Origin of the sequence: Oceanicaulis sp. MMSF_3324 (genome assembly GCF_030733545.1) — a bacterium.
Classification (GTDB): domain Bacteria; phylum Pseudomonadota; class Alphaproteobacteria; order Caulobacterales; family Maricaulaceae; genus Oceanicaulis.
Genome location: NZ_JASHIU010000017.1, coordinates 19,427 through 43,082, shown reverse-complemented (window position 1 = coordinate 43,082; position 23,656 = coordinate 19,427). Strand labels below are relative to the sequence as shown.

The following is a 23,656-nucleotide window of genomic DNA, read 5'->3' as shown; positions in this document are numbered from 1 at the left end:
GTGGGCGGGGTGGGGGATAGGGGGACATCTCAAACCAGAGCGTAGGTCAGTGCAATAAGGTATTTCATTCTGCCAATCTTGCGATGGACAGGTAATCTGCATCAAGATTGAGATTGTAATTTCTTACGACTCACAGATGCTCTCACTTAGAGAGGGAAAAAGATGCAGCTTTCACCATTCGAGCCAGATATTCAGTCGTTGGTTAATCGTATTGATGAAGGAGATATCGACCTTCAACCCGATTTCCAAAGGCAGGAAATTTGGTCACGCACAAAGAAGAAAAAACTCATTGATACAGTGCTTAGGCAGTGGTCGATACCTCCCATACATCTGGTGGTAACTGAAGACAATCGGATGGAAGTTCTGGACGGTCAACAAAGGTTGGCGTCTTTACGAGATTTTGTCCATAATAAATTTACAATATCTGGTAAGTTCACTCCTATAGATCAAAAGATTCTAAACTTGGACAGGTATACATATAAAAGACTTCCTTCTGACATAAGGAGGGGTTTTAATAACTTCACTATCAGATGCTTCCGTATAACGGACTTTACTCCAGAAGAGCCAAGTGAGCTCTTTTATCGACTAAATCAGCCTGCAATATTAACTGCTGGCGAACAGAGAAACGCTTTATACGGCCCAGCAAGAGAGCAGCTCAAAAATCTGGTTGAATATTTTATAAGCGCAGGAAATGACAGGCAGGCGCTTGGGTTTTCAAATGTGCGGTTAGCTTATGATGATGTATTGGCAAGGATGCTGTATTTTGTCGAGAGTGGCTCTTTTTCTATCAAAGGTACGGAATCAAGAATATCTGAAAGGTTTAGAAGTAGAGAGCCGTTTAGCGGTAGAGTAATAGATAAAGTTGAACATTGTATAAATTCTTTTAGCTTGATAAAAGGTAGTGCAAAAGATGTAAAGCTAAATAAGGCATCCTTGCTTTCTTGGCTCATGCTTTTCTCTAAAGAAATAATGGAAGTTCCAGATAGTTTCATGGCAGACTTCTATAATATTCAGAAAAGAAGTGATCGTTATGTAATACTGTCAGACTGTTACGATTTGTTTTCTGATCGTGCTAGTCTAAGAGTAACTGATGTGAGTTCTGTCATTTTGCGGGACTTTTCGTTGAAATTTGCTTTGTATCTTATGTACGGGTTAAGCGGATATCAGGAAAGGTCGTTATATGACGCAATTTTAGATTATAGAGGCCACAATAAAGAAGCGGACTTTGAGCAGATCGTACTCAAATTTATTAGTATTGAGAATTGGGGGCGGTTATAATGCGTGCTGCAAAGCTCTCGGATTATTTGCGTAGTGCGCAGGCTTACCCAAATAATTATCCAATAAAAGTTAATTTCGTTGAATTCAAAAATTTTCCAATACTGGGGGATTTAAAAATTGTGTTTAGCTCTCCAATCAATGTGTTTGTGGGCGCGAACGGAGTTGGAAAAACAACGCTATTGAGTGCTTTATGGGCATCATTTTCTCCAGAAGACTTCATGGAGCGAAACCCAGCAGAGGCTGTAAGGTTGGAAGGGCAGGTTCAGAGTGGTTTAGAGATTGATGAGAAAGAAGTAGTTGCCGACGTCTGTCTGCCTCTATCGGATGAAATGGATTGCCCAATAGTTCATGATAGGGTTCATCATTTGAATGCATCTTATGATGCTCGGCGTGCCTTAGATGAATTTTTACTTTACGATATAGACGATATTTTAAATGGAATTGGTGAGTATTTACTTACTGATAAAGAGCTTGAAGAGGTAGCTAGAATATTTGGGCGCGACTACAGTTCTATCTCTATGTATGAGCTGGATTTAGATGGAGTTCGACCTTTTTTTAAAGTTGTGTATGGCGATGTAAATTATGATAGCACGGCCATGGGTGCCGGCGAGTACATAGCTCTTTACATGTGGTGGTTTCTAAGGACCGTTGATAAAGGATCTATTGTATTTTTAGAAGAGCCAGAGGCCTTTCTTTCACCCGGTGCCCAAACTCGATTATTTGAACATATTGTCATGAAGGCTTGTACATTAAATTGGGTGGTTTTCATTAGTACTCATTCTACGCAAGCAGTTGAATTATTCTTAGATGAAAATCTTCATGTGTTATCAAGAAGTATAGAGGGCGTGAATCTGGTCGGTGGCCCAGGAAAACTCGCAGTAACCAATCAGTTGGGAGTAAATACACGTATTGAGCGAGTTTGTTTTGTTGAAGACAATAGGGCTAAAAGATTTTTGAAGCAGCTTCTTTACAACGAGGATCCTGTTCTTGCTCACAGGTCTGAAATATTCGCTGTTGGTGGTTCTGGTAACATCTCTAAACTCTTAAAGACGCTGCCTGCATCCACTAATAAGAAGCTAAAAATCTGGGGTATATATGATGGCGATTTACGCGAAGATCCTTCACTACCAGATGACGAGAGAATTCGATTTTTGCCTGGGAGTTCGGGGCCTGAAACTTTGATTAAAAGTCTAGTTAAAAAAGGTTCCCGTGAAATAGAGGCGTCATTCTCACTAAGCGAATTCGATGCAGTGTGTGCTAGTATTGAGGGCGCAGATCCGCATGATTGGATTGAGGAATTAAAAGGTGGGGCAGGGCTCGATGAGGATACAGTCATAAGGATTTTTGTCAGCCAATTGATCAAGGAAAGTTACTTCAATAGAGACTTTCAAAGACTAATTGATGGCATCTAATTGTATTTGTTTTGGTGTTCTTCTATTAAGTGTGTCGCTTGTTTTTGGGTGTTATTTTATGGTGAATTCTAATTTTCTTGAGTGTTTGTTTATATTCTCCCCTAACCCCCCTCCAGCTTCTTGATCTCATCGCGTAGGCGCGCCGCTTCTTCAAACTCCAGATCCGCCGCGGCTTCGCGCATGCGTTTTTCGAGATCCGCAATCGTGGCCTTGAGATTGTTGGGTTCGAAGCGGGCCTGATCCTCGGCGACGGCGCGGTCGCGCTTCTTGTCGCGTTTCTTGCCGCGGCCCTTGGCGGTTTCTTCCATCACGCCTTGCAGGATATCGCTGACGCCGCGGGTGACGGTGCGCGGGGTGATGCCGTGCTCCTGGTTATGGGCGATCTGTTTCTCGCGGCGGCGCTCGGTCTCCTGCATGGCCCGCTCCATGGAGCCGGTGATGCGGTCGGCATAGAGGATCACGCGCGCATCGGCGTTCCGCGCCGCGCGGCCGATGGTCTGCACGAGGCTGGTTTCTGAGCGCAGGAAGCCTTCCTTGTCCGCATCGAGAATGCCCACAAGGCCGCATTCGGGGATGTCGAGGCCCTCGCGCAAGAGGTTGATGCCCACAAGGACGTCGTATTCGCCGAGGCGCAGATCGCGGATCAGCTCGATCCGCTCCACCGTGTCGATGTCGGAGTGCATGTAGCGGACCTTTAGCCCCTGCTCGTGCATGTATTCGGTCAGATCCTCGGCCATCTTCTTGGTGAGGGTGGTGATGAGGGTGCGATAGCCGGCCTCGGCGGTCTGGCGCGCCTCCTCGATGATGTCATCGACCTGGGAGGAGGTGTCGGTCTGCACCGGGCGCACTTCGACCGGCGGGTCGATCAGGCCGGTGGGGCGGATCACCTGTTCGGTGAAGACGCCGCCGGTCTGGTTCAGCTCCCATTTGCCGGGCGTGGCGGAGACGTGGAGGGTCTGCGGGCGCATGGCCTCCCATTCCTCAAATTTGAGGGGGCGGTTATCCATGCAGGAGGGCAGGCGGAAGCCGTGCTCGGCCAGGGTGCGCTTGCGGTTGAAGTCGCCTTTGTACATCGCGCCCAGCTGGGGCACGGTGACATGGCTTTCATCGATGAAGACCAGCGCATTGTCGGGCAGGTATTCGAACATGGTGGGGGGCGGCTCGCCGGGCTTGCGGCCGGTGAGATAGCGCGAATAGTTCTCGATCCCCATGCAGGAGCCCGTGGCCTCGAGCATTTCAAGATCGAACTCGGTGCGCTGTTGCAGGCGCTGGGCTTCCAAGAGCTTGCCATTGGCCTCCATCCATTCCAGGCGCTCGGCAAGCTCGGTCTTGATGCTGGCGATGGCCTGGTTCAGCGTCGGGCGCGGGGTGACATAGTGGGAGTTGGCGTAGACGCGGACCTTCTCCAGATCGCCAATGGGGGCGCCGGTGAGGACCTCGAACTCCTGGATGCGCTCGATCTCGTCGCCAAAGAAGCTGATCCGCCAGGCGCGGGCGTCATAGTGGGCCGGGAAGATTTCCAGCACATCGCCGCGCACCCGGAAGGTGCCGCGCTGGAAAGCGGCGTCATTGCGGGTGTATTGCAGCGAGACGAGGTCGCGCATCACTTCGCGCGGATCCTTTTCCGCCCCCACCTCCAGATCGAATACCATGGCGGTGTAGGTCTCGACCGAGCCGATGCCGTAAATGCAGCTCACCGAGGCGACGATGATGACGTCGTCGCGCTCCAGGATGGAGCGGGTGGCGGCGTGGCGCATCCGGTCGATGGCCTCGTTGATGGTGGATTCTTTTTCTATGTAGGTGTCGGTGCGCGGCACATAGGCTTCGGGCTGGTAGTAGTCGTAGTAGGAGACGAAATACTCCACCGCATTATGGGGAAAGAAATCCTTGAATTCGCCGTACAACTGCGCCGCCAGCGTCTTGTTCGGCGCCAGGATCAGGGCCGGACGCTGAACCTTTTCAATGACTTTCGCCATGGTGAAGGTCTTGCCCGAGCCGGTGACGCCGAGGAGAACCTGGTCTCTCTCCTGCTGGGAAACGCCGTCCACCAGCTCCGCGATCGCATGGGGCTGGTCGCCAGCGGGTTCGTAGTCGGAGACCATCTGGAATTTCTGACCGCCTTCGGATTTGTCCGGGCGGTCAGGGCGGTGCGGGGTCCAGTTGGCGGGCAGGCTCAGCGGATCCTTGATGGCGCCCTGGGCGGGCTTGTCCATCACGAAATCGGCCTGGGCCATGTCCTCGACGCCTTGCGGGGTGAGGGCGCTGTCGTCTCGGGTCAGTTTGGGCATGGGGGCAATATGGGATTGTCAAACCCGCTTGAACAGGGGGCGCTGGGCTGCAAGTCTTGTTTAACCGTTTGTGAGGCACTGTGCGTCGCAGACAATTCAATCAGCAGGGTCGCTAAAGCGCCATGTCCCAAGGCAGTTTCGAACGCATCCGGGTGCTTATCGTTGAAGATAACGCGCACATGTCCTCGATCTTGCGCACCATCCTGCAAGGGTTTGGCGTGCGCTCGGTGATCGAGACCCGCGACGCGGCGGACGCGTTCGAGCTGATGCGCAACGCCAACCCCGATCTGGCGCTGGTGGACTACATGCTGGGCGATGTGGACGGGTTGGAATTCACCCGGCTGATCCGCACCGCATCCGACAGCCCGAACAAGTATCTGCCCATCGTCATGGTGTCGGGCCATACCGACCGCTCCAAGGTGCTCGAGGCGATCAATGCGGGCGTGAACGAATACCTGGCCAAGCCGGTGCGGCCGGTGGACCTGTATAACCGCCTGGTGACGCTGATCGAGCGGCCGCGGCGCTTCGTGAAGACGCCGGGCTATTTCGGTCCGGACCGCCGCCGCCGTCAGGACCCGCGCTATTCAGGCCCGATGCGCCGCATCAGCGACAAGGAAGGCGATAAAAGCTAGCCTCTGGGTTGCAAAAATCGCGCCTCAGGCTTTTTATTTCGCGCTTTCCGTGTCACGCTTCTCCTGTTGATTGAAAAGGGGAGTGACACGATGCTTACGCTTATCACGGTCTCCGCAGCGCTGGCTTTCAGCGCGCCGGAGGCGGATCCCAAGGTCGAGACGCCGGAGCCGGCCCCCTCGGCCGAACAGAGTGTGGATCTGTCCAAGCGACTGAGTTCCAACGAGATTGCCCGCCTGCTTCCGGGGCGCCTGCCGGATTATTGCGAGGCCTATTCCGGACTCGACCCGGTGACGGGCGACCAGCAATGCCAATATGTGGTCTGTCGGCCGCCGGGCGGATTCTGGTCCCTGCATGAATGCTGGGAATTCGGGCTCTAGGCCAGCGAATTGACGGGCAGGCGCAGCTTAGTCGGTGCGCCTGTTCCGCCAGCTTTGCGGTGCGGGCGCTCTCTAGCGCGCCGCCTCCAGCACGGCGCTGATATCCGCTTCGGTCGTGCACCAGCTCGCCACAAACCGGGCCGAGCCATCGGGCCAGCTGTAAAATCCGGCGCCGGCGTCGCGCAGGCGCGCGGCCAGGCTGTCCTCAAGGCGGATGAAGACCTCATTGCCATGGGTGGGGTGGACCAGCTCCGCGCCCTCCAGCGCCGCCAGCCCGTCAGACAGGCGCTTGGCGGCGGCATTGGCCTTGCGGGCGAGGTCGAGCCAGAGCTCATCCTCCAGCCAGGCGCCCATCTGGGCGGAGACATAGCGCATCTTGGGCAGCATCAGGCCGGCCCGTTTCTGATTGGCCAGAAGACGCGGCAGGCGGTCCTGCATGTCGGGGAAGAGCAGCACGGCCTCGCTCGCCATGGCGCCGTTCTTGGTCGCGCCCAGGCTGAGAATGTCCACGCCCGCCTTCCAGGTCATCTCGGCCGGGCTGCAGCCCAGCGTGGCCAACGCGTTCGAGAATCGCGCCCCGTCCATATGGATGTGCAGCTCATGCGCTTTCGCCGGGCGGATCAGCGCGTCCAGCTCGTCCAGGCTGTAGGCGCAGCCTGATTCATTGAGCTGGGACAGGCTCAGCACAGCGGGCGGGGTCGCGTGGACGAAATCGTTCGGCCATTGCTTGAGCGCATCCGCCAGCGAGTCCGGGCTGATCTTGGCGTGATCCCCGTGCAGGGGCAGCAGCTTGCCGCCCTTGGTGAAGAATTCCGGCGCGCCGCGTTCATCGCGATGGATATGGGCTTCGTCGTGACACAGCACCATGGCATCCGGCGGGCAGAGCACAGAGAGCGCCAGCGCGTTCGATGCGGTGCCCGAGGTGGTGAACACCACGTCGAGATCGGTCTCGAACAGTTCGCATAATTGCGCTTTCACACGCGCGCTGACCGGATCGGCGCCATAGCTGGGGGCAAAGCCCTCATTCGCCCGGCCAAGGGCGTCCAGTATGGCGGGATGGGCGGGGGCGGTGGTGTCGGAGAGAAAATTCATGCGGCCAATGAGCCGCAATCTTCAAGCGTCGTCAATGGTCTGCCTGGGCGCTCAAGGCGGGCACGCCATGGTGTCGGGCAGGGCGCTCTGTCTCCATATCTGGGACTGTCCGAACAGTTCGCGTCCCATGATGACCCGGAGCCCGTAATCGCCCAGATCGATCAGATCTGGCGGACTGCCAAGCGCTGCAAAGATCGCCAAGGACACGCCCTCATCCAGGTTCGCCCCTTCATAAAGCAGAACATCCAGCGTCCTTGGTGAGGTGAGTTTCAGCTCCGCATCCACAATCCGCCCCTCCGAGCGCTGGTAGACCTGGCCGCGCCAGACGTCAGCCATCGGATAATGCTCGGCTGACAAAACGATTTCAGAGCCACAGGCAAGCTCGCCCCAGGACCGGAAATCGGGATGAATGAAATCACGCGCTGCATGATCCCCGTCAAACCCGACCAATATGCCGCAGAGCCTGTGCTGCGCCTCCGGGCAGGGCCCCAGCTCGACCCATCCCTGAGTGTCGGGCAAACGCCAGGTTCCGGACAAAGCCGCCCTTTCAGCGGTCGTGTGGGGAGCAGGGGGCGTGGCGCAGCTGGCGAGGACGATGCATCCGAGCCAGAGTGTCAGTCGCGCCCTCATGATTGTGCCCCGAGCGTGTGCTGATGAGATGGGGCATGGGTTACGCGTCGTAATAGGGTTTCGAGCGGGCCACGGCCCGAGACGCGCGCATAAAGACCGGTCAAAACCATTGAGACCAGGGCGACCGCAATGCTCAGCGGGTAGAGGCCAAGCTGACTCATCTGCCCGAATAGACCCAATCCATAACCACCAAAAATAAATCCGGCCAAGACGCCTTGTAGGACATAGCTCGACAGTGAGTTGCGCCCCGCCAGTACCAGAAGAGGGGGCAGTTTCAACCGATCCTGGGCGAGTCGAACCACGCAGATATAGGCCAGTGTCAGCACTGGCGCGCCCAGAGCGATCGAGATGAAGCCCAGCCATTCAGCAATTTCGCCCCAGCCCAGTCCCGGACCGCTGGCGGCCAGAGCATAGGCGATATTCAGGGGCAAACCCACAGCGAGTAGAATCGGCAGGGCGGTCCCGCAACGCCGCCGCCAGTGTGTGGCAGAGGGATCAAGCACGCCCAGCTTAGCCGCCGCAAGGCCCGCTGCGAAAGCGCTGGCGGCCAGCGGGCCCTGAAACAGGATCAGGAACAGGAAGGTTTCAGGCCAGTCCTCAATTCGCGCCTGCACGGTATCGAGATAGTCTCCGGACAGACCCGGTGTCAGATCCTGAGCCAGGGGCGGAGCCAGACTCAAGACCATGCCAACAAGCGTGAGGCCCAACAGGCTCAGTGCGATCAGACTCAGTGCAACGCCGATCAGGCGGGCGGGAGACGCGCGTCTCAAAAACCAGATCAGGCTGCCCACCAGGCTGTAGAGCAAGAGGATATCGCCTGAAAAAACCAGGAGGGCGTGCAGAATGCCGAACACGGCCAGCATCACCATGCGGCGTCGATACCGGCGACCGGCGTTCGCTCCGGCGTGCTGGGCGGCGCGTTGTTGTATCTCGATGCCCCAACCGAACAGGAAGGAGAACAAGACAAAGAACTTGGCTTCAAAGAAGACAGCCGTGACCAGGACGGCGATCTGATCCGGCGCGCTGTCTGGCCAGGTCAGGGTCTGCGCCGGAGCGAGACCCATATAGGGCAGGTTCACAACACAGATGCCGATGAGGGCGGCTGTGCGTAAGGTGTCGACGACGGCGTTGCGGTTTGGCGCGGTCATGTGAACTCCAATTGAGCAGTGGCTCAATCTTATTGAGCCACTGCTCAACGGTCAACGAGGCAGACATGAATGATACGAAACTGTCACGCGGGGAGGGACGCGCGCGGATATTCCAGGCGGCTGCCGAAATCGTGTACGAAAGGGGCCTGGAGAAGGCGCAGACACGCATGGTCACAGAACGCGCCCAGGTCGGTCGTGGCTTGCTCAACCATTATTTCAAATGGCCAGAGCTGCGCGCTGCCGCCTGGGAAACACTCTTCCAGGCCGCAGTGAGCGATCTGTGGCGCGCAGGAGAAGCCCCGGCGGCCGCCATGGATCGGTTTGTCAGTGAGGCTTTTACGAAAGAAGCGCGTCTGTTCTGGAGGCTCTGGATAGAGGCGGAGCGACTGGCTCCCGCAGATGCGCCCATACGCGCAGCGCTGACGAGGATTCGCAGACAGCTGCGCGAGCGGCTTGTTGAGGTCTTGCAAGCCGGTGCACAGGCAGGCGTCTGGACGATTCAGGATGCGCAGACCACAGCTATCAGACTGGAAGCTTTGCGTGACGGTCTGGCGGGCCTGATTATGGCTGAAGATCCCGATATGGATAACGCGCGAGCCCAGGCTCTTCTAAAGCACCAGTTCATCAAGGAGCTGGGTTAGGACCCGCGCGCTTCCGTCATCAGGCCGCCTTTTCCGCTCCCGCATCCAGCAGCGCCTGCAGGGCGTCGGCGGTGATCGGGGTAATGAATTTGAGGCCGGCTTCCCCGTTCTTGGTCCAGGCGACCGTGGCGGATTCGGTCACCACCGGGCTGGTCAGCTTGACGGTCTGCCCCTTCCGGATGCCCGCGCAAATGACCCGCATGCCGTTGGTGGAAGCGTTCAGGATGCAGATATCCTGTTCGTTGTTGTCGATCAGAAGCGTCGCATTGTAATTGGTCGGAATGCGACCTTCCTTGCGATTGTCCGCTGCTTTCACAGCGTCCTGGACGATCTTGGGAATATTGGTGTTGGCGTCTTCCGCACGGGCCGACATGGTGCCGACCAGCTTGACCATTTCCTCGGCGTCCTGGCTCGATTGATTGCTGATCTCCACCAGCTCGGCGATATGCTCGCTGACGCGGGTCATGGCCTGGCTGTTCTGTTCCACGAAGTCAGACAGGGAGCCGGTCGAGGCGGATTGCTCCTCCATGGCCGCCGCGACCGAAGCGGTCACTTCGCCAATGGTCTCGATCGAGCTGGTGATCGCGTTCATGGCGTCCACTGTGGACTGGGTGCGGCTCTGGATATGCGCGACCCGCTCGGCGATCTGGGTGGTGGACTGGTTGGTTTGCGCCGCCAGGGCCTTCACCTCGCTGGCGACCACTGCAAAGCCCTTGCCGGCGTCACCGGCGCGCGCAGCTTCGATGGTGGCGTTCAGCGCCAGCAGGTTGGTTTGTTCGGCGATGTCGGTGATCAGGCCGATGAAGTCGTTGATCTGCTGAGCCGCTTCATTGAGCTCTTCCACGCTCTGACGCGAGCGATCCGCTTCTCCAATGGCGTCGCGCGCCATCTGGTCGCCGCGGGTGATCTGCTGGGTCACCTCGCCGATGGCGGAGGTCAGCTCCGAGGCCAGCTCGGAAGCGCGGCCGGAATGTTTCACATTCTGTTCGGTGGCCCGGGTGACCTGCTCGGCCGTCTGTCCGGCATTGGCGAGTTTGGCGCGAATGGCTTCGCTGCTGGTGGTCAGGGTCTGGGCGGATTTGGCCACCGACCCAACTGATTCCAGCGTGGCCGCTTCCACTTTCTTGGCCATTTCGTTCAGGACTTTGCGCCGTTCCTGCATGGCCGTCTGCTCCAGGCGGGTCTGTTCGCGCACCGCCTCTTCACGGGCCGCCATAGCCTGCTGGAAGGACACGGCAGTGCGGGCGAGCACTCCGATTTCATCCTTGCGGCGCGCGCCTTGGATCTCGACATCATTCTCACCGGCGGCGAGTCGGCTCAGGGCTTCGGTGATCTTGCCCAGGGGGACGACCACTGAGCTCATCAGCACGCTGGTCCCGGCAATGGTCAGGATGAGTGCGACGAGAGTAAGGGCCAATGCAATCAGAGCGTTGTTACGCGCTCGGTCCTGAACTTCTCGAGCATAGACGATGATGTCCTGCGCCAGCGCCACTTCGACGTTCATCAGCAATTCAATGCGTTCGGTGGTCAGGTTGAACCATTCGGTGCCCGCCATGTCGGCCAGCGGGGCACCATACCCTGCGGCGATCAGGTTTTCCCGGGCATCGGCAACAGCGATGGATTCAGGCCGGGCGAGGACATCATCCAGACGCTGGGCCCATTCCCGGCCCAGAAGCTCCCGGAATTCCAGGAAAAAGGCGTCCTGGCTCGCGATCAGCCGCAGGGCGCGCTGGTGCAGGGCGGGATTGATCTGACCGGATGCATAAATATTGGAGCCCACCGCGCGTTCGATGCCGGCATTCTCCTTGGCGTTCATGATGTTCAACAGACCGATTATGCGCGTGGACAGCTCCCCGGACCTCGAAGAATGAGCCAGTTCCGCAACGGTCTCAAGCATGTTGGAAATGGTCTGGGTGTAGGGCCGCACCGTATCGCCCAGACCGAAGGACAGCGTATTGACCTGGCTGCGGTGCGCCTCAAGTTCAGAGAGCTGGGCATCGATTTCCTGCAGTTTTGATTGCAGGACCGGGTCGGTCAGGGTGTCTGTGACTTCTCGGCGCGCCGCCCTATAGGCCGCCAATGCGGTGTCCGTGGCGTTGCGCTGTTCGTCCATCAGGCGGCGATAGGTGGTTTCGCCCCCGCTGCCCACAAACCCGGCGGAGCGGCCGCGTTCACGTTGCAGTTCATGCACCAGCTGGCTGATGTCGCGGGTGAATTCCGTCGCTTCCTCGGCGACCTTCATGTCCTCGGCCAGGCGCCAATCCTTGAGGACGAGGCTCGAGGCGAAAAACAGCAAGGCCAGGATCGGCAGCAGGACCGACGCAATCATGCGCCAGGTGATCGGAAAGTTCGACAGCATGGATGGACCCTCCAGGAACGCAGGAGAGGAGCCTTCACCGTTCGGGTTGCCGCGCAATTAATCACGCGCGTCACAGGCGAACCGATCCGGGGCTGTCAGGGCCTAGTCCTGATCGGGGATAAGATTGCCCAGATTGTCGGTTCGGTTGTCCACATCGCGCTGCATGGCGCGGTTCACGCCCGGCGTGTTGATGGCGTCGCGCCGGGATTCGCGCAGGGCGAGCATGATGCGGTCAACTTGGGAGGGATTGGCGCCGAGCTGGCGCAGCTGGAATTCCATGCGATCCAGATCCTCCAGGAATTCCGGGGCTTCCTCGCCCAGCCCCTGCAAGCCGTATTGCGCCAGCTCGGGGGTGTTCGGGTTCGGCCCGTCCGGGCAATCGCCCGCGTCCAGATTGGCGGCGGAGGAGGACAGGCAAAAGCTTTCCTGCACGGTTCCACGCACGCCGCCCAGAGATAGAACAACCCGGAAATCATCCGGATCCAGCCGAGTTTCGGCGCGCGCCAGAATATCCGCGAAGCTGGGCGGGGGCGGCGCGCTGCGCACAGGGTTCGGTCTTTGCTGGGTGGTCGTGATGGGAGCGCCGGTTCCGGCCGGCGCCGTCGGACGGGACACACGGCTGTCGCCATCGCCGCTTGAGGTGCGCCCCGACTCTGCGTCGGCCGGTGATGCAGGGGCGTCTTCAGACAGCGTGACCGGGTCTGTGTCCGGCGCAGGCGCCGCTTCAGGCTCTGCCGGAGCCGGTTCGGGTTCGGGGGCGGGCGGTTCGTCCGGCGTGGTCTCGACCACGGGCGCGGGCGCGTCATCGCCTGATGGCTCCGTGTCCTCGTTCAGCGGCGGCTCCACCAGTTGCGCGTCGCTTTCAGCATCGGGCGCACTGACGGTGTAGAACCGTACATCCAGCCGCTCGACCTCGCCGCGGATCCGGAGCAATTCGCCGGGCGGGGTGCTGATCAGGAAGGCCAGCGCGCCGCCATGAAGGCCGAGCGCCAGCATGTACGGCAGGCTGCGCCGCATCGCATCGCTGAGCCGGTCAGGGCTGAGGGCGGAAGACGAAGTCGAGGACAGGCTCACGACGCAACAGATGAGGCCATTGCGCCGGGCTTTCAATCACCAATCAGTCAGAGACTGTGTTGTTCGCGGCGGTGTGAAAGGAGTCGCTGGCGAGATAGAGGGAGTCTGCACTGGCCGGTCCGGCGTGCAGGGTCCATCCGATGGCGAGCAGACACAGGGCGGCCAGGCAGAGCCCCAGCAGACCGGCGCTGGATGTGTCGTGTTTCATGATGCGGCCTCCCCATTGCGGTTTTCTGAACCTGCGATGAAGAGACGGTCCTGCGCGCTGAAGGCGCGTCTGGGGCTCAAATCGGGCGCAGGCATGATCAATTGTGATGATTTGCGGGCAAGGCGCTTGTTCGCGCCTGACAGGGGCGTAGGCTGTGGCCGAACTCGTCGAGGATGCCGCCATGTTGACCGCCTATCTGGGCCCTGAAGGCAGTTTCACCCATCAGGCCGCGCTGTCGCTGGCGCCCCAGCCCACGCATCTCGACCCCAAGCCGGATCTGACAGCGGTGCTTGAGGCGTTGCGGTCTGGCGCGGCGCGTTATGCGGTGGCCGCCATCGACAGTGCCGCGGGGCCGATCACGCAGACGGTCGAGGCCGTGGACGCGGGCTGGGCCGACGTGCTGGGCGAGCATGAGATTGCGGTCAGCTTTGATCTGTATCGCCGCAGGGATGACGATGGCCCGCTGACCGGCGTGGTCGGTCATGAGAAGGCGCTGGCCCAGCTGGGCGGTTATATCGCTGACAAGCGCTTGCGTACGCGCGCTTTTGCTTCAAATACTGCCGGCCTGAGCGCGATCGCAGCTGAGTCCGAACCGGGCTGGGGCGCCGTGGGGCCGGCGGGTCTGGCGCAGGCCTATGGATTGCGGGTGGCCGAACGCGCGCTCGAGGCGCCGTCACAGCTGGTGACTCGGTTTGTTTTATTGCAGCGTAAGTCGGCATGATGCGCCGCAGCGACGGTTTTGTTCGAGGAGATCTCCATGTCCGCTTCCGCTTCTGATCTGTTCCGGTCTTCTGAAGCCCTTTCGCGCGTTCAGCCCTCTGCGACGATCGCGGTGAGCCAGAAGGCGCGTCAGCTCAAGGCGGAAGGCAAGGACGTGATCGGTCTGGGCGCGGGCGAACCCGATTTCGACACGCCGGACCATGTCAAGGAAGCGGCAATGAACGCCATTCGCTCGGGCCAGACCAAGTACACGAATGTGGATGGCATACCCGAGCTAAAGGAGGCGGTCTGCGCCAAGTTCAAGCGCGATAACGGACTGGACTACACGCCCTCTCAGGTGAACGTGTCGCCGGGCGGCAAGCCGGTCATCTATAACGCTTTCGTCGCAACGCTGGATCCGGGCGACGAGGTGGTGATCCCCGCGCCGTACTGGGTGAGCTATCCCGAAATGGCGGCGCTGTGCGGGGCCAAGCCGGTCTTTGTCTCGGCCGGGGTGGAAGACGGCTTCAAGCTGACGCCGGAGGCGCTGGACGCCGCCATCACGCCCAGAACGCGCTGGGTGCTCCTAAACTCGCCCTCCAACCCGACGGGCGCCGCCTATACCGCGGACGACCTCAAAGGGCTCGCCGCCGTGCTGGAGCGTCACCCCCATGTGCTCATCATGACCGACGACATGTATGAGCACATTGTCTATGACGACTTCGAATTCGCCACCATCGCCCAGGTCGCGCCGAACCTTTACGAGCGGACCCTGACCATGAACGGCGTGTCCAAAGCCTATGCCATGACCGGCTGGCGCATTGGCTATGCCGCCGGCCCGGAAACGCTCATCAAGGCGATGGCCAAGGTGATGAGCCAGACCACGTCCAATCCGTGCTCGATCAGCCAGTGGGCGTCGGTGGCGGCGCTGAATGGCGATCACGGCTTCCTGAAGCCGCGCAACGCCGCCTTCAAGGCGCGTCGCGATTCCATGCTGTCCAAGCTCGAAACCGCGCCGGGCCTGATCGCGCCGACGCCGGAGGGCGCGTTCTACATCTTCGCCGATTGCGGCGGGCTGATCGGCAAGACGTCGCGGGACGGCCAGGTCCTGAAGACCGATCTTGATGTCTGTGAAGCGCTTCTGACCGAGGAAGGCGTGGCGGTCGTGCCCGGCACGGCCTTTGGCGCCTCGGCCGGCTTCCGCCTGTCCTACGCCACCGATGACGCGGCGCTGGAGGAGGCGGGCAAGCGTATTGTCCGTTTCTGTCAGGCCGCCTCGGGCAAATAGATAAAATCTATAGCTTCTGACGAGAAACTCAGTTGGCGTTTCGGGCGCTTCATCCCCACATTCCAAGTATGGGTTTCACCGCAAAGGAGGCGGCAATGGACATCAATATGGGTCTGAGCAAGGAACAGCGCGAAACCATGGCCAAGGCGGTCACGGCGCTGCTGGCGGACACCTATGCGCTCTATTTCAAGACGCACGCCTATCACTGGAATGTCACCGGTCCGCGCTTCCACGATCTGCACGCCATGTTCGAGGAGCAGTACACCGCGTTGTGGACCGCAACCGACGACATCGCCGAGCGGATCCGGGCGCTGGGCGTGCTGGCGCCGATTTCCTATGACGAAATGGCGTCCGCGGCGAAGATCAAGCATGACGGCGCCACGCCGGACGCCAACACCATGGTCGCCAATCTGGTGGCCGGCCATGAGCAGGTCGTGCGCACCGCGCGCGAGGCGCTGAAGCTGGCCGAGGAGCATGGCGATGAGGCGACGGCCGATCTGGTCGCCCCACGCATCACCGAGCATGAGAAGACGGCCTGGATGCTGCGCGCCACGCTGGGCTAGGTCTCGCCCGTCACATACCGACCAAGAAAAACCCCGCCAGCGCTTGTACTGGCGGGGTTCTTTATGACGTGCGCACGAGGGGGAGGAGGCGCACGCCCATGACGTTCGGAGCGGCTGAAACAGCCTTCTATAAAAAGAAAAGAGCTGGCCCCGCATCCGCGGTGACCAGCTCAGTTTAGCATACCTAATCGGGGAGGAGACGGTATGCGCTAAAAGGGGAAAGCAGATGAAGCACCCGCTGTCGGGGGGCTATATGCCCCTTTCGCGCAGGCGGGACAACAGCCCCTTCGCCATAGCCGCTATGCGTTTTTGCGGGCCTGCAACAATTGCGTCAGCTCCTTGCCGCATTGCTGTCGCAATTGGCTCAAACCGTCTCGAAACGGGACGAAATTACTCGTCTCGCCAGAGTTTGACCTCTTCCATGATGAAATCACGGAAGGCTTTGACCCGGCGCGACGCGCGTAATTCTTCGGGAAAAATGAGATAGACCTCGAAAGGCGGGCCCTCGATGGCCTCGAACAGGCGTTTGAGGCGGTCATTCTCGCGCGCCACATAGTCGGGCAGGCCCACCAGACCCAGCCCGGCCTCGGCCAGGCGCATCATGCCGTGAATGGTGCTGGCTTCGGCCAGCGCTTCACGTGGCTTGTCGCCTGGCTCGCGTCCGAGATCGAGATGCCAGTTCAGATTGGGGATCGGGGCGAGATTGCGCGGCCCGTATCCGACAAAGTCATGCCGGTCGAGATCCTCAAAGTTTTCGGGCGCGCCCTTGCGCTCGATATAGGCTTCGGACGCGTACAGGTGCTGGTCCACCACCATCAGCTTGCGCTGGATCAGGTCGTTCTGGGTCGCCGCCCAGGGGCGCAGCGCCACATCCGCTTCCAGATTGGAAATGTCGAGCTCGTGATCCACCAGCAGAAGCCGCACCCGGATCTGGGGGAAGAGCGCATTGAACCGCGCCAGACGCGGCGCCAGCCAGGTCGCGCCCATGGCGGTGGGCGCGGTGACGCGCAGCAGTCCGCTGGGCTCGTCCCGGCAATCGAGCACATTGGCTTCGGCGAGCGCGATCTTGCCCGCCACATCCTTGCTGGCTTCAAACAGGACCCGGCCCGGCTCGGTCAGGAGAAGGCCGCGAGTGTGGCGATGAAACAGCTTCACGCCCAGCTCGCCTTCCAGCGCCGAGATCTGACGGCTGACGGCGGATTGCGACAGGGCGAGCGACTCCGCCGCTCCCGTCAGTGACCCGACCTCCGCCGCAGCGTGGAAGGTTTTGAGCTTGTCCCAGTCCATGTCGGGCCTTCTACAATCTGATCGTCATGCCGTCTGCGAGCGAATTGCGATACGCTCGCCAGGCTGGGAAAAAGCCCAGCACGGCGGCGGCCCCAGTAACGGCGCCGACAATGGCCAAATCGTAAAGTCCCGGCGCCAAACCGGGCAAGACAAGACCGAACCGCGCCTCCAGGAGCGGCGCCAGCATGTTGAGCGCGCCATAGGTGGCGAGCGTGCCGATGACGGCGCCCGCCAGCGCGACAAGCGCCGCTTCGGCGACCAACAGCACAAAGACATGGTGGGGGCGGGCCCCCAGGGCGCGCAGGATGGCCATTTCGCGCCGGCGTTCATTCAGGCTCGTCAGGATGGCCGTGAGGATCGAGACAAGGCCGGTCAGCACGACAAAGGCGGCCACCGCCGCCAGCGTCCGCTCGGCGACCCCGACAATGCTCCACAGCTGTGACAACGCCACGCCGGGGATCACCGCCTGCAGCGGCTCATCGGGATAGGTGTTGATCGCGCGTTGCAGGCGCAGGGCGGCGACCGGGCTGTTCAGCCCCACATAAAACGCGGTGAGCTGATCGGGCGTCAGGTCCATTTCGCGCAGCTGTTCGGCGGGCACGGTCGCGCCGGACCCTGTGGCGCCGCCCATATGGATCGCCTCGATGGCCTCCAGCGTCACCATGACGGACTGGTCCAGCGGCGTTCCAGTGGGGGCGAGCACGCCCACCACGGTGAAGGGGTTGTTGTCATGCTCGACAAAACCGACCTCGCCCATGCCGTGGGCGACGACGATCGAATCCCCGGTCTGATAGCCCAGCTCCCGCGCGACCGTCGCGCCGATGACGGCGTCGAACAGATCGTCAAAGGGCTCGCCGCTGGCGAATTCAAGCGTGCGTCCGCCGCCATATTCGTAGTGTTCGAACAGGCCCGGGGTCGAGCCGATCACCCGATGACCGCGATGGGAATCGCCCAGGCTGATGGGTACGGTCCAGGCCACGCCCGGCGCGCTGGCCACGGTCTCATAGCTTTCCCAGGTGATGTTGTTGGTGGCGTTGCCAATGTGAAACACCGAATAGAGCAACAGGTTCACAGGGCTCGATCGCGCCCCGACGATCAGGTCGACGCCCGAGATCGTGTTCTCAAAGCTTTCCCGCGCGCCATGGCGCACTTTTTCGACGCCGAGAAACAACATCACCGAAATGGCGACGGTCAAGACGGTCAGGATGGCGGTGGCGCGGCGATTGCCAATCGAACGCAAGGCGAGATTGAGGATGGGAAGGCGCGCCATCAGACCGTCTCCTTCACGCTGGCGGTGTTGATGGTCTGAAGATCAAGCGCGCGGTCGAACTGGTCCGCCAGCCCGCCATCATGGCTGACGAACAGAAGCGCCGCGCCTGACGCCGTGCATTCCTCTTTCAGAAGCGAGATGAAGGCGTCGCGGCTGTCCGCGTCCAGCGCCGAGGTGGGCTCATCGGCCAGGATCAGGCCCGGCTTGCCGATCAGGGCGCGTGCGGCGGCGACGCGTTGTTGCTGGCCGACGCTGAGATTGGAGGCGCGCTGGGACCAGACCTCTTTGGCATCGAGACCCAGACGTTCCAGGAGCCGCCGCGCCTCAGCCTGTTCGCCGCCTGCAGCCTGCGCCTGTTTCGCGCGTTCTTCGGAGAAGCGACAGGGCAGCATGACGTTCTCGCCCACCGGCAGATAGGGCAGCAGGTTGAACATCTGGAAGATGACGCCCAGATGGGCCGCCCGGAAAGCGTCGCGACGGGATGAGAACAGGGTCTGCATCGCCTGACCCAGAATCTCCACCTCACCCGAGCGAGGCTCGAGAATGCCCGAAATCAGCCCCAGGAGCGTGGACTTGCCCGACCCGCTGGGACCGCGCAGGAAAATCCGCTCACCGGCCTCGACGCGCAAGGCCTCGATCGCGATGACGTCGGGCTGACGGCGCGTATAGGCGAAATGCAAATTGGACAGGGCGAGGGCGGGGGGCGCAGTCTTGGTGCTCATACGCTATTGTGTAACGCCCGGGCTGCGCCCCGCCAAGTGAAGAACCGGTTACGCTGCGTCAGACGCCTTGTCGCGCGCTGCATCGAGCGCCGCCAGGTAACGTTCGGCTTCCAGCGCCGCCATGCAGCCCATGCCGGCTGCGGTGATCGCCTGACGGTATTTGTCGTCGGTCACATCGCCAGCGGCGAACACTCCGGGAATGGAGGTGGCCGTGGAATCCGACGCAGTGACCAGATAGCCGCCTTCCTTGGTTTCCAGCTGGCCGGTGAACAGCTCGGTCGCCGGGGCGTGGCCAATGGCGATGAAGACGCCGTCAGCCTTGTGCTCGGTGACGTCACCGGTCTTGACGTTCTTGAGCTTGACGCCGGTCACCGCTTTCACAGGCTTGTCTTCGCCCGTCACCTCTTCAAGCACGCTGTCCCAGACCACTTCGACCTTGGGGTGGTTGAACAGGCGGTCCTGCATGATCTTTTCCGCGCGCAGGGAATCGCGGCGATGCACCAGCGTGACCTTGGAGGCGAAATTAGTCAGGAACAGCGCTTCCTCGACCGCGGTGTTGCCGCCGCCGACCACAAAGACTTCGCGATCGCGGTAGAAGAACCCATCGCAGGTGGCGCAGGCGGACACGCCATAGCCCTGGTATTCCTGCTCGCTGTCCAGGCCCAGCCATTTTGCGCTGGCGCCGGTGGCGATCACCACGGCGTCGGCGGTGTAGATGTTGCCGCTATCGCCCTTGAGCGTGTAGGGGCGCGCGCTGAGATCGGCCTCGACAATCAGGTCATCGGCGAAAGCCGTGCCCATGTTTTCCGCCTGCGCCTTCATCTGCTCCATCAGCCAGGGGCCCTGGATGGGGTCGGCGAAGCCGGGATAGTTCTCCACATCGGTGGTGATGGTCAGCTGACCGCCCGGCTGCATGCCCGAGATCAGCAGCGGCTCCAGCATGGCGCGCGCGGCATAGATCGCGGCGGTGTAACCGGCGGAGCCGGAACCGATGATGACAAGCTTGGCGTGGCGGGTCTCGGCCATGGCCGGCTCCTTCGTTTGTGTTGGCCGCGCACAGTGCCCAGATTCGGGGCCCTGAGTCGGGCGGCGCGCAGGCGGGTGTATCTGATCGCCCCTGATGTCGCCTTCCTAGGTGAGGATTTCAAGCACGGCTTGCGCTGCTCTGTCGGTTTCGTGAAGCGGTTCGTAGTCCCAGCTCTCGAGCCGGCCCAGATAGGGCCGCACGGCGCCCGCGCCCTCAAGTCCCGCATAAAGATGGCGAAACTTGCCCGGATCGCCGTCAACGCCCAGCCGATAGACCGGCGCGCCTGTGGCCGCAGCTTCACACAGCATGTTGGTGGAGTCTTCAGTCACGCAGATCCAGTCCGCCGATGACAGGAAGGCGAAATAGGGGTTGGGGCCGTCGCCCTCGTGAAACCAGACGCGCTCGGCCTGAGCATAGCGTTCGCGCAGGGCCCGGGTCAGCGTATCGGGCGTGCGGCGGGAGACCGTGATCATGAGCGAGCCGGCCTGCCGACGGATTGTATCCACCTCCTCCAACAGGTGCGTGCAGGCGGCGTCGGTGAAGCGGTGATGCTTGCTGTCCCCGCCAATCAGGATCGCAGCCTGCGGGCCGGGCAGGGCTTCCAGCCGATCTGCAAACGTGCTGGCGCCTTCATTCAGGCGTTGGGGCGTGATGCGATTGGGCGAGCCCAGGATGTTGAGCACTTTCGGCCCGCGCATCCGGTCATGTCGGGGCGCGATGATCAGATCAAACAGATCGGCATGGCTGCGCGGCTTCTGCACATAGACAAAGCGCGTCCGGCGCCATTGCTTGCGATGCAATGAGGCCGCCCGCACCGCCGCCCGGCCGCAGCCGATCCACAGGTCAGGCTCGATCATGCCGGCGTCCGGCAATTCGCCCGTGCGCGGCACATGGATGGGCAGGGTTTGCAGAGGCGTCAGTCGCCCCACGGCTTCGGCCAGGCCAAGCGCCTGATTTTCAATGCCCCGACGCCCGTCGGACACCACAATGCATGAGCGTGTTTCCATACCCGTCATCGTGATCGGAATGCCTGCAGCGTCAAGCATGAAGGGCGGTTTGAACGAATGTGAGTTGACGTTTGTCAGAATAGTGCGACAGTTGTAGCACAAGCAAACGAGGTGTCGCATGACAACCGAACCCAATCCAAGTGAGCTCGAAGTGCTCAAAGCGCTCTGGTCCTCCAAGAGGCTCAGTGCGCGAGAACTTCATGACCGGATCGGCGACGCGCAGGGCTGGTCCTATTCCACAACCCGCACCGTTGTTCAGCGCATGGTCGACAAGGGGCTTGTCACGAAAGACAGCGTTCATGGCCTCTCCGTGTTCGCTGCCGCAGACCGAAAGGTCGATCTGATTTCACGTCTGGTTCGCAGCTTCACCGCCCGCGTTCTTGAAGCGGATCCAAGTGCGCTGCCCGCATCGGCGTTTGCCGGCAGCCGTCTGCTTGACGACGCCGAACGCGCCGAACTCGACGCGCTTTTGAAGGCGGGACCCTCTAGCGGTGATACCGACAAGGAGGCAGGGCAATGACCCTTATCGACCTGATCTGGACCAGCGCGGCCACCCTTCCCGCAACCCTGTCCGCCTGGCTCGCTGCGCGGGCGCTGGAGCCGCATCTCTCATCGCGTTTGGGCGTGCGCCTGTGGCAGGCGGCCCGTCTGGCCGCCTTTGCCCCGATCCTGGTGGTGCTGGGCGCAGGCTTGATTCCTCAACTGCAGAGCGTCAACGCACCGGGCGTGCCGGTGACTCTGCAAGATGGAGCGCAGCAGGCCGTGCCCGTCGCTGCGCCCCTGTTCCAGCCGGTTCTCGACTTTGCCGAGCTGACGGTCTCTTCCGTGCCGACAGCGCTCCTGCCGCTCATCGCGGTTCTCTATCTGGCGGGTCTTGCGGTCATGGCTGCTCGAGGCGTTATGCAACGCAGCCAGATCCGCACCCTGATCCGCGCCTCGATCGGCGACAATGGACGTTTGTCAGAATTCGCCCATCGCTGGCGGGCGCATCTTGGACTGCCGCAAACCTTGGCTCCGGTGCGGGTGGTGGATGCGACGATCTCGCCCTTCGTGGTGGGCATCAAGCCGGTCATCCTGGCGCCCGATACGCTGGCAAAGCGTGACGACGCCGAAGCCGCCATCGCTCATGAGCTGATGCATATCAAGCGCGGCGATGAACGCGACCGTCTGATCGGAGAGGCTCTGACCGCGCTGATGTGGTTCAACCCGGTCTATCGCGCCATCGAGCGTCGCCTCGCGGCCGCGCGGGAGCTGGCGTGCGATGCGGACGTTCTGGACGCCATGGGTCCGGAGCATCGCCAGCGTTACGCCGAAGCGATCGCCGGTCTGGCGCCCATGCCGGCGGTGGCGACGGGCTTTCTCACGGACCTTGAACGCCTGCGTCGTCGCCGGGTCCGGGCGGCCTTGAGCCATACGGGCCGCAAACCGCGGATGCTGGTCGCGATGATGGCGGGTGCTGCGATCTTGCTGGCGGGCGCGCCCTCTGCAGCGCTGGCAGTCGTGCTGAGCGGGCAGGAGGCCGCACAGGGCGAAGACCGTCGTGTCCTGACGGAAGCCGTAGGCGAGCAAGTGCGGGCCGCGCAGGAAGCGGCGCAGGCGAATGACCATCAACGGGCCTTGGGCATCCTGAACGCCATCCCGCCGACCTCACCGTATGAGCGCTTTGTCATTGATCAGCTTCGAGCAAGGGCTTTGTTCGAGCTTGACGATCTGCCCGGCTCTGTTGAGGCGTTTGAAGCGGCTCTGATGAGTGGCGGCGCCAATGAGGAGGAGCGCTACAGCGTGGAAACGGCCATTTTCCAGCTCAATCTTGTCCTTCAAGACTACGACGCCGTGCGTCAGTCGCTCCAATATCTCACGCAGCACGACGAACGGATGACGCCGCGTATGAAGCGAACGGTTGCTCAGGCCCTGGTGCAGATGGTCGAGCATGAGTCCGCACTCCCCTATGCCGAGGCGGCCCGCGCGGAGTTAGCCGAGGACGATCTGGACCTGCTGCACCTTCTCTACTTCCTGTACCAGGAAACTGGACGAGAGGCGGAGATGGAGGCCTTGCGCGCCTATTTGCAAGAGAACCATCCGGACTCAATCGTTCTTCAATGACCGTTCCCATATCCGGATAGACTAACGGCCGGCGCATCGCGCCGACCGTCTTGTGTTCAGAGCGGTGCAGTCGAGCCTATTTCCACTCGACCTTGAGGATCTCGTAGCTCTTGACGCCGCCGGGAGCGTTCACCTCGACCACATCGCCTTCTTCCTTGTTGATCATCGCGCGGGCGATGGGGGAAGACAGCGAGATCTTGCCTGATTTCACATCGGCCTCGTCATCGCCGACGATCTTGTAGGTGCTTTCCTGATCGGTGTCCTCGTCCACGACGGTGACCGTGGCGCCGAACTTGACCTGGATGCCCGACATCTTGGTGACGTCGATCACCTGGGCGCGGGCGATCTTGTCCTCGAGCTCCTGCACGCGGCCTTCGATCCAGCCCTGCCGCTCCTTGGCGGCGTGGTACTCGGCGTTCTCGGACAGGTCGCCATGTTCGCGCGCTTCGGAAATCGCGGCGATCACGGCGGGCCGTTCCACGCTCTTGAGGTGCTTGAGTTCTTCGTCGAGCGCTTTATGGCCCTCGGCGGTCATCGGAATTTTCTGCAT

General features: G+C 60.8%; 23 protein-coding genes. 10 read left to right on the top strand and 13 right to left on the bottom strand.

From position 1 onward, the window contains the following. Nucleotides 1–162 precede the first annotated feature (162 nt). Both RBA95_RS13870 and RBA95_RS13865 read left to right on the top strand, forming a co-directional pair. Nucleotides 163–1,278 (top strand): DUF262 domain-containing protein, encoded by a 1,116-nt coding sequence (locus RBA95_RS13870; protein ID WP_306017470.1) that lies wholly within the window; start codon nucleotides 163–165, stop codon nucleotides 1,276–1,278. Then, complete coding sequence (locus tag RBA95_RS13865) at nucleotides 1,278–2,690, top strand: ATP-dependent endonuclease (RefSeq protein ID WP_306017469.1); 1,413 nt, start codon at nucleotides 1,278–1,280, stop codon at nucleotides 2,688–2,690. The genes RBA95_RS13870 and RBA95_RS13865 overlap by 1 nt, the downstream gene beginning before the upstream one ends. A 101-nt stretch (nucleotides 2,691–2,791) precedes the next feature. Here RBA95_RS13865 and uvrB read toward each other — a convergent pair whose 3' ends face one another. After that, nucleotides 2,792–4,978 carry an excinuclease ABC subunit UvrB gene (gene uvrB, locus RBA95_RS13860; RefSeq protein ID WP_306017468.1) on the bottom strand — a complete coding sequence of 729 codons (2,187 nt, stop codon included), beginning with the start codon at nucleotides 4,976–4,978 and terminating at the stop codon, nucleotides 2,792–2,794. Between the two features lie 122 nt (nucleotides 4,979–5,100). On the opposite strand from uvrB, the gene RBA95_RS13855 reads away from it, so the two are divergent. Together RBA95_RS13855 and RBA95_RS13850 are read left to right on the top strand one after the other, a co-directional pair. Further along, nucleotides 5,101–5,610 (top strand): response regulator, encoded by a 510-nt coding sequence (locus RBA95_RS13855; protein WP_306017467.1) that lies wholly within the window; start codon nucleotides 5,101–5,103, stop codon nucleotides 5,608–5,610. 90 nt (nucleotides 5,611–5,700) lie between these two features. Then, the gene (locus RBA95_RS13850) at nucleotides 5,701–5,988 is read left to right on the top strand and encodes a hypothetical protein (RefSeq protein ID WP_306017466.1); all 288 of its coding nucleotides are present in this window, start codon (nucleotides 5,701–5,703) and stop codon (nucleotides 5,986–5,988) included. A 72-nt stretch (nucleotides 5,989–6,060) separates the two neighbouring features. On the opposite strand, the gene RBA95_RS13845 is transcribed toward RBA95_RS13850, so the two are convergent. The 3 genes from RBA95_RS13845 to RBA95_RS13835 all read right to left on the bottom strand — a co-directional run bounded on the left by RBA95_RS13845 (nucleotide 6,061) and on the right by RBA95_RS13835 (nucleotide 8,858). Continuing rightward, nucleotides 6,061–7,080: a low specificity L-threonine aldolase gene (locus RBA95_RS13845; RefSeq protein WP_306017465.1), complete on the bottom strand. Its 1,020-nt coding sequence runs from the start codon at nucleotides 7,078–7,080 to the stop codon at nucleotides 6,061–6,063. Nucleotides 7,081–7,131: 51 nt separating this feature from the next. Further along, nucleotides 7,132–7,617 (bottom strand): DUF2147 domain-containing protein, encoded by a 486-nt coding sequence (locus RBA95_RS13840; protein ID WP_306017464.1) that lies wholly within the window; start codon nucleotides 7,615–7,617, stop codon nucleotides 7,132–7,134. An 89-nt stretch (nucleotides 7,618–7,706) separates the two neighbouring features. Further along, nucleotides 7,707–8,858: a DUF418 domain-containing protein gene (locus tag RBA95_RS13835; RefSeq protein WP_306017463.1), complete on the bottom strand. Its 1,152-nt coding sequence runs from the start codon at nucleotides 8,856–8,858 to the stop codon at nucleotides 7,707–7,709. 65 nt (nucleotides 8,859–8,923) lie between these two features. Here RBA95_RS13835 and RBA95_RS13830 point away from each other — a divergent pair, with 65 nt between their 5' ends. Next, nucleotides 8,924–9,499: a TetR family transcriptional regulator C-terminal domain-containing protein gene (locus RBA95_RS13830; RefSeq protein WP_306017462.1), complete on the top strand. Its 576-nt coding sequence runs from the start codon at nucleotides 8,924–8,926 to the stop codon at nucleotides 9,497–9,499. A 19-nt stretch (nucleotides 9,500–9,518) separates the two neighbouring features. Here the strand turns inward: RBA95_RS13830 and RBA95_RS13825 are convergent, their stop codons facing one another. The 3 genes from RBA95_RS13825 to RBA95_RS13815 all read right to left on the bottom strand — a co-directional run bounded on the left by RBA95_RS13825 (nucleotide 9,519) and on the right by RBA95_RS13815 (nucleotide 13,140). After that, nucleotides 9,519–11,858, bottom strand: coding sequence for a methyl-accepting chemotaxis protein (locus tag RBA95_RS13825; RefSeq protein ID WP_306017461.1), 2,340 nt, complete (start codon nucleotides 11,856–11,858; stop codon nucleotides 9,519–9,521). Between the two features lie 102 nt (nucleotides 11,859–11,960). After that, complete coding sequence (locus tag RBA95_RS13820) at nucleotides 11,961–12,968, bottom strand: hypothetical protein (protein ID WP_306017460.1); 1,008 nt, start codon at nucleotides 12,966–12,968, stop codon at nucleotides 11,961–11,963. 7 nt (nucleotides 12,969–12,975) lie between these two features. Then, nucleotides 12,976–13,140: a hypothetical protein gene (locus RBA95_RS13815; RefSeq protein WP_306017459.1), complete on the bottom strand. Its 165-nt coding sequence runs from the start codon at nucleotides 13,138–13,140 to the stop codon at nucleotides 12,976–12,978. A 154-nt stretch (nucleotides 13,141–13,294) separates the two neighbouring features. Here RBA95_RS13815 and RBA95_RS13810 point away from each other — a divergent pair, with 154 nt between their 5' ends. The 3 genes from RBA95_RS13810 to RBA95_RS13800 all read left to right on the top strand — a co-directional run bounded on the left by RBA95_RS13810 (nucleotide 13,295) and on the right by RBA95_RS13800 (nucleotide 15,690). Beyond that, nucleotides 13,295–13,861 (top strand): prephenate dehydratase domain-containing protein, encoded by a 567-nt coding sequence (locus RBA95_RS13810; RefSeq protein WP_306017458.1) that lies wholly within the window; start codon nucleotides 13,295–13,297, stop codon nucleotides 13,859–13,861. A 36-nt stretch (nucleotides 13,862–13,897) separates the two neighbouring features. Continuing rightward, nucleotides 13,898–15,127: a pyridoxal phosphate-dependent aminotransferase gene (locus tag RBA95_RS13805; protein WP_306017457.1), complete on the top strand. Its 1,230-nt coding sequence runs from the start codon at nucleotides 13,898–13,900 to the stop codon at nucleotides 15,125–15,127. A 95-nt stretch (nucleotides 15,128–15,222) separates the two neighbouring features. Then, entirely contained in the window at nucleotides 15,223–15,690 is a 468-nt protein-coding gene (locus tag RBA95_RS13800) for a Dps family protein (protein ID WP_306017456.1), read from the top strand. A gap of 390 nt (nucleotides 15,691–16,080) precedes the next feature. Here RBA95_RS13800 and RBA95_RS13795 read toward each other — a convergent pair whose 3' ends face one another. From RBA95_RS13795 to RBA95_RS13775, 5 genes are all read right to left on the bottom strand, one after another. After that, nucleotides 16,081–16,977: a LysR family transcriptional regulator gene (locus RBA95_RS13795; RefSeq protein ID WP_306017455.1), complete on the bottom strand. Its 897-nt coding sequence runs from the start codon at nucleotides 16,975–16,977 to the stop codon at nucleotides 16,081–16,083. 10 nt (nucleotides 16,978–16,987) lie between these two features. Further along, complete coding sequence (locus RBA95_RS13790; RefSeq protein WP_306017454.1) at nucleotides 16,988–18,247, bottom strand: ABC transporter permease; 1,260 nt, start codon at nucleotides 18,245–18,247, stop codon at nucleotides 16,988–16,990. Next, nucleotides 18,247–18,969 (bottom strand): ABC transporter ATP-binding protein, encoded by a 723-nt coding sequence (locus RBA95_RS13785; protein WP_306017453.1) that lies wholly within the window; start codon nucleotides 18,967–18,969, stop codon nucleotides 18,247–18,249. The genes RBA95_RS13790 and RBA95_RS13785 overlap by 1 nt, the downstream gene beginning before the upstream one ends. Before the next feature lie 48 nt (nucleotides 18,970–19,017). Beyond that, nucleotides 19,018–19,995: a thioredoxin-disulfide reductase gene (trxB, locus tag RBA95_RS13780; RefSeq protein WP_306017452.1), complete on the bottom strand. Its 978-nt coding sequence runs from the start codon at nucleotides 19,993–19,995 to the stop codon at nucleotides 19,018–19,020. 105 nt (nucleotides 19,996–20,100) lie between these two features. Next, nucleotides 20,101–21,042 (bottom strand): mitochondrial fission ELM1 family protein, encoded by a 942-nt coding sequence (locus tag RBA95_RS13775; RefSeq protein WP_306017451.1) that lies wholly within the window; start codon nucleotides 21,040–21,042, stop codon nucleotides 20,101–20,103. A 79-nt stretch (nucleotides 21,043–21,121) separates the two neighbouring features. On the opposite strand from RBA95_RS13775, the gene RBA95_RS13770 reads away from it, so the two are divergent. Further along, nucleotides 21,122–21,523 (top strand): BlaI/MecI/CopY family transcriptional regulator, encoded by a 402-nt coding sequence (locus tag RBA95_RS13770; RefSeq protein WP_306017450.1) that lies wholly within the window; start codon nucleotides 21,122–21,124, stop codon nucleotides 21,521–21,523. Beyond that, complete coding sequence (locus RBA95_RS13765; RefSeq protein WP_306017449.1) at nucleotides 21,520–23,106, top strand: M56 family metallopeptidase; 1,587 nt, start codon at nucleotides 21,520–21,522, stop codon at nucleotides 23,104–23,106. The genes RBA95_RS13770 and RBA95_RS13765 overlap by 4 nt, the downstream gene beginning before the upstream one ends. Nucleotides 23,107–23,182: 76 nt before the next feature. Here RBA95_RS13765 and greA read toward each other — a convergent pair whose 3' ends face one another. Further along, nucleotides 23,183–23,656, bottom strand: a complete 474-nt coding sequence (gene greA, locus RBA95_RS13760) for a transcription elongation factor GreA (RefSeq protein WP_306017448.1) — start codon at nucleotides 23,654–23,656, stop codon at nucleotides 23,183–23,185.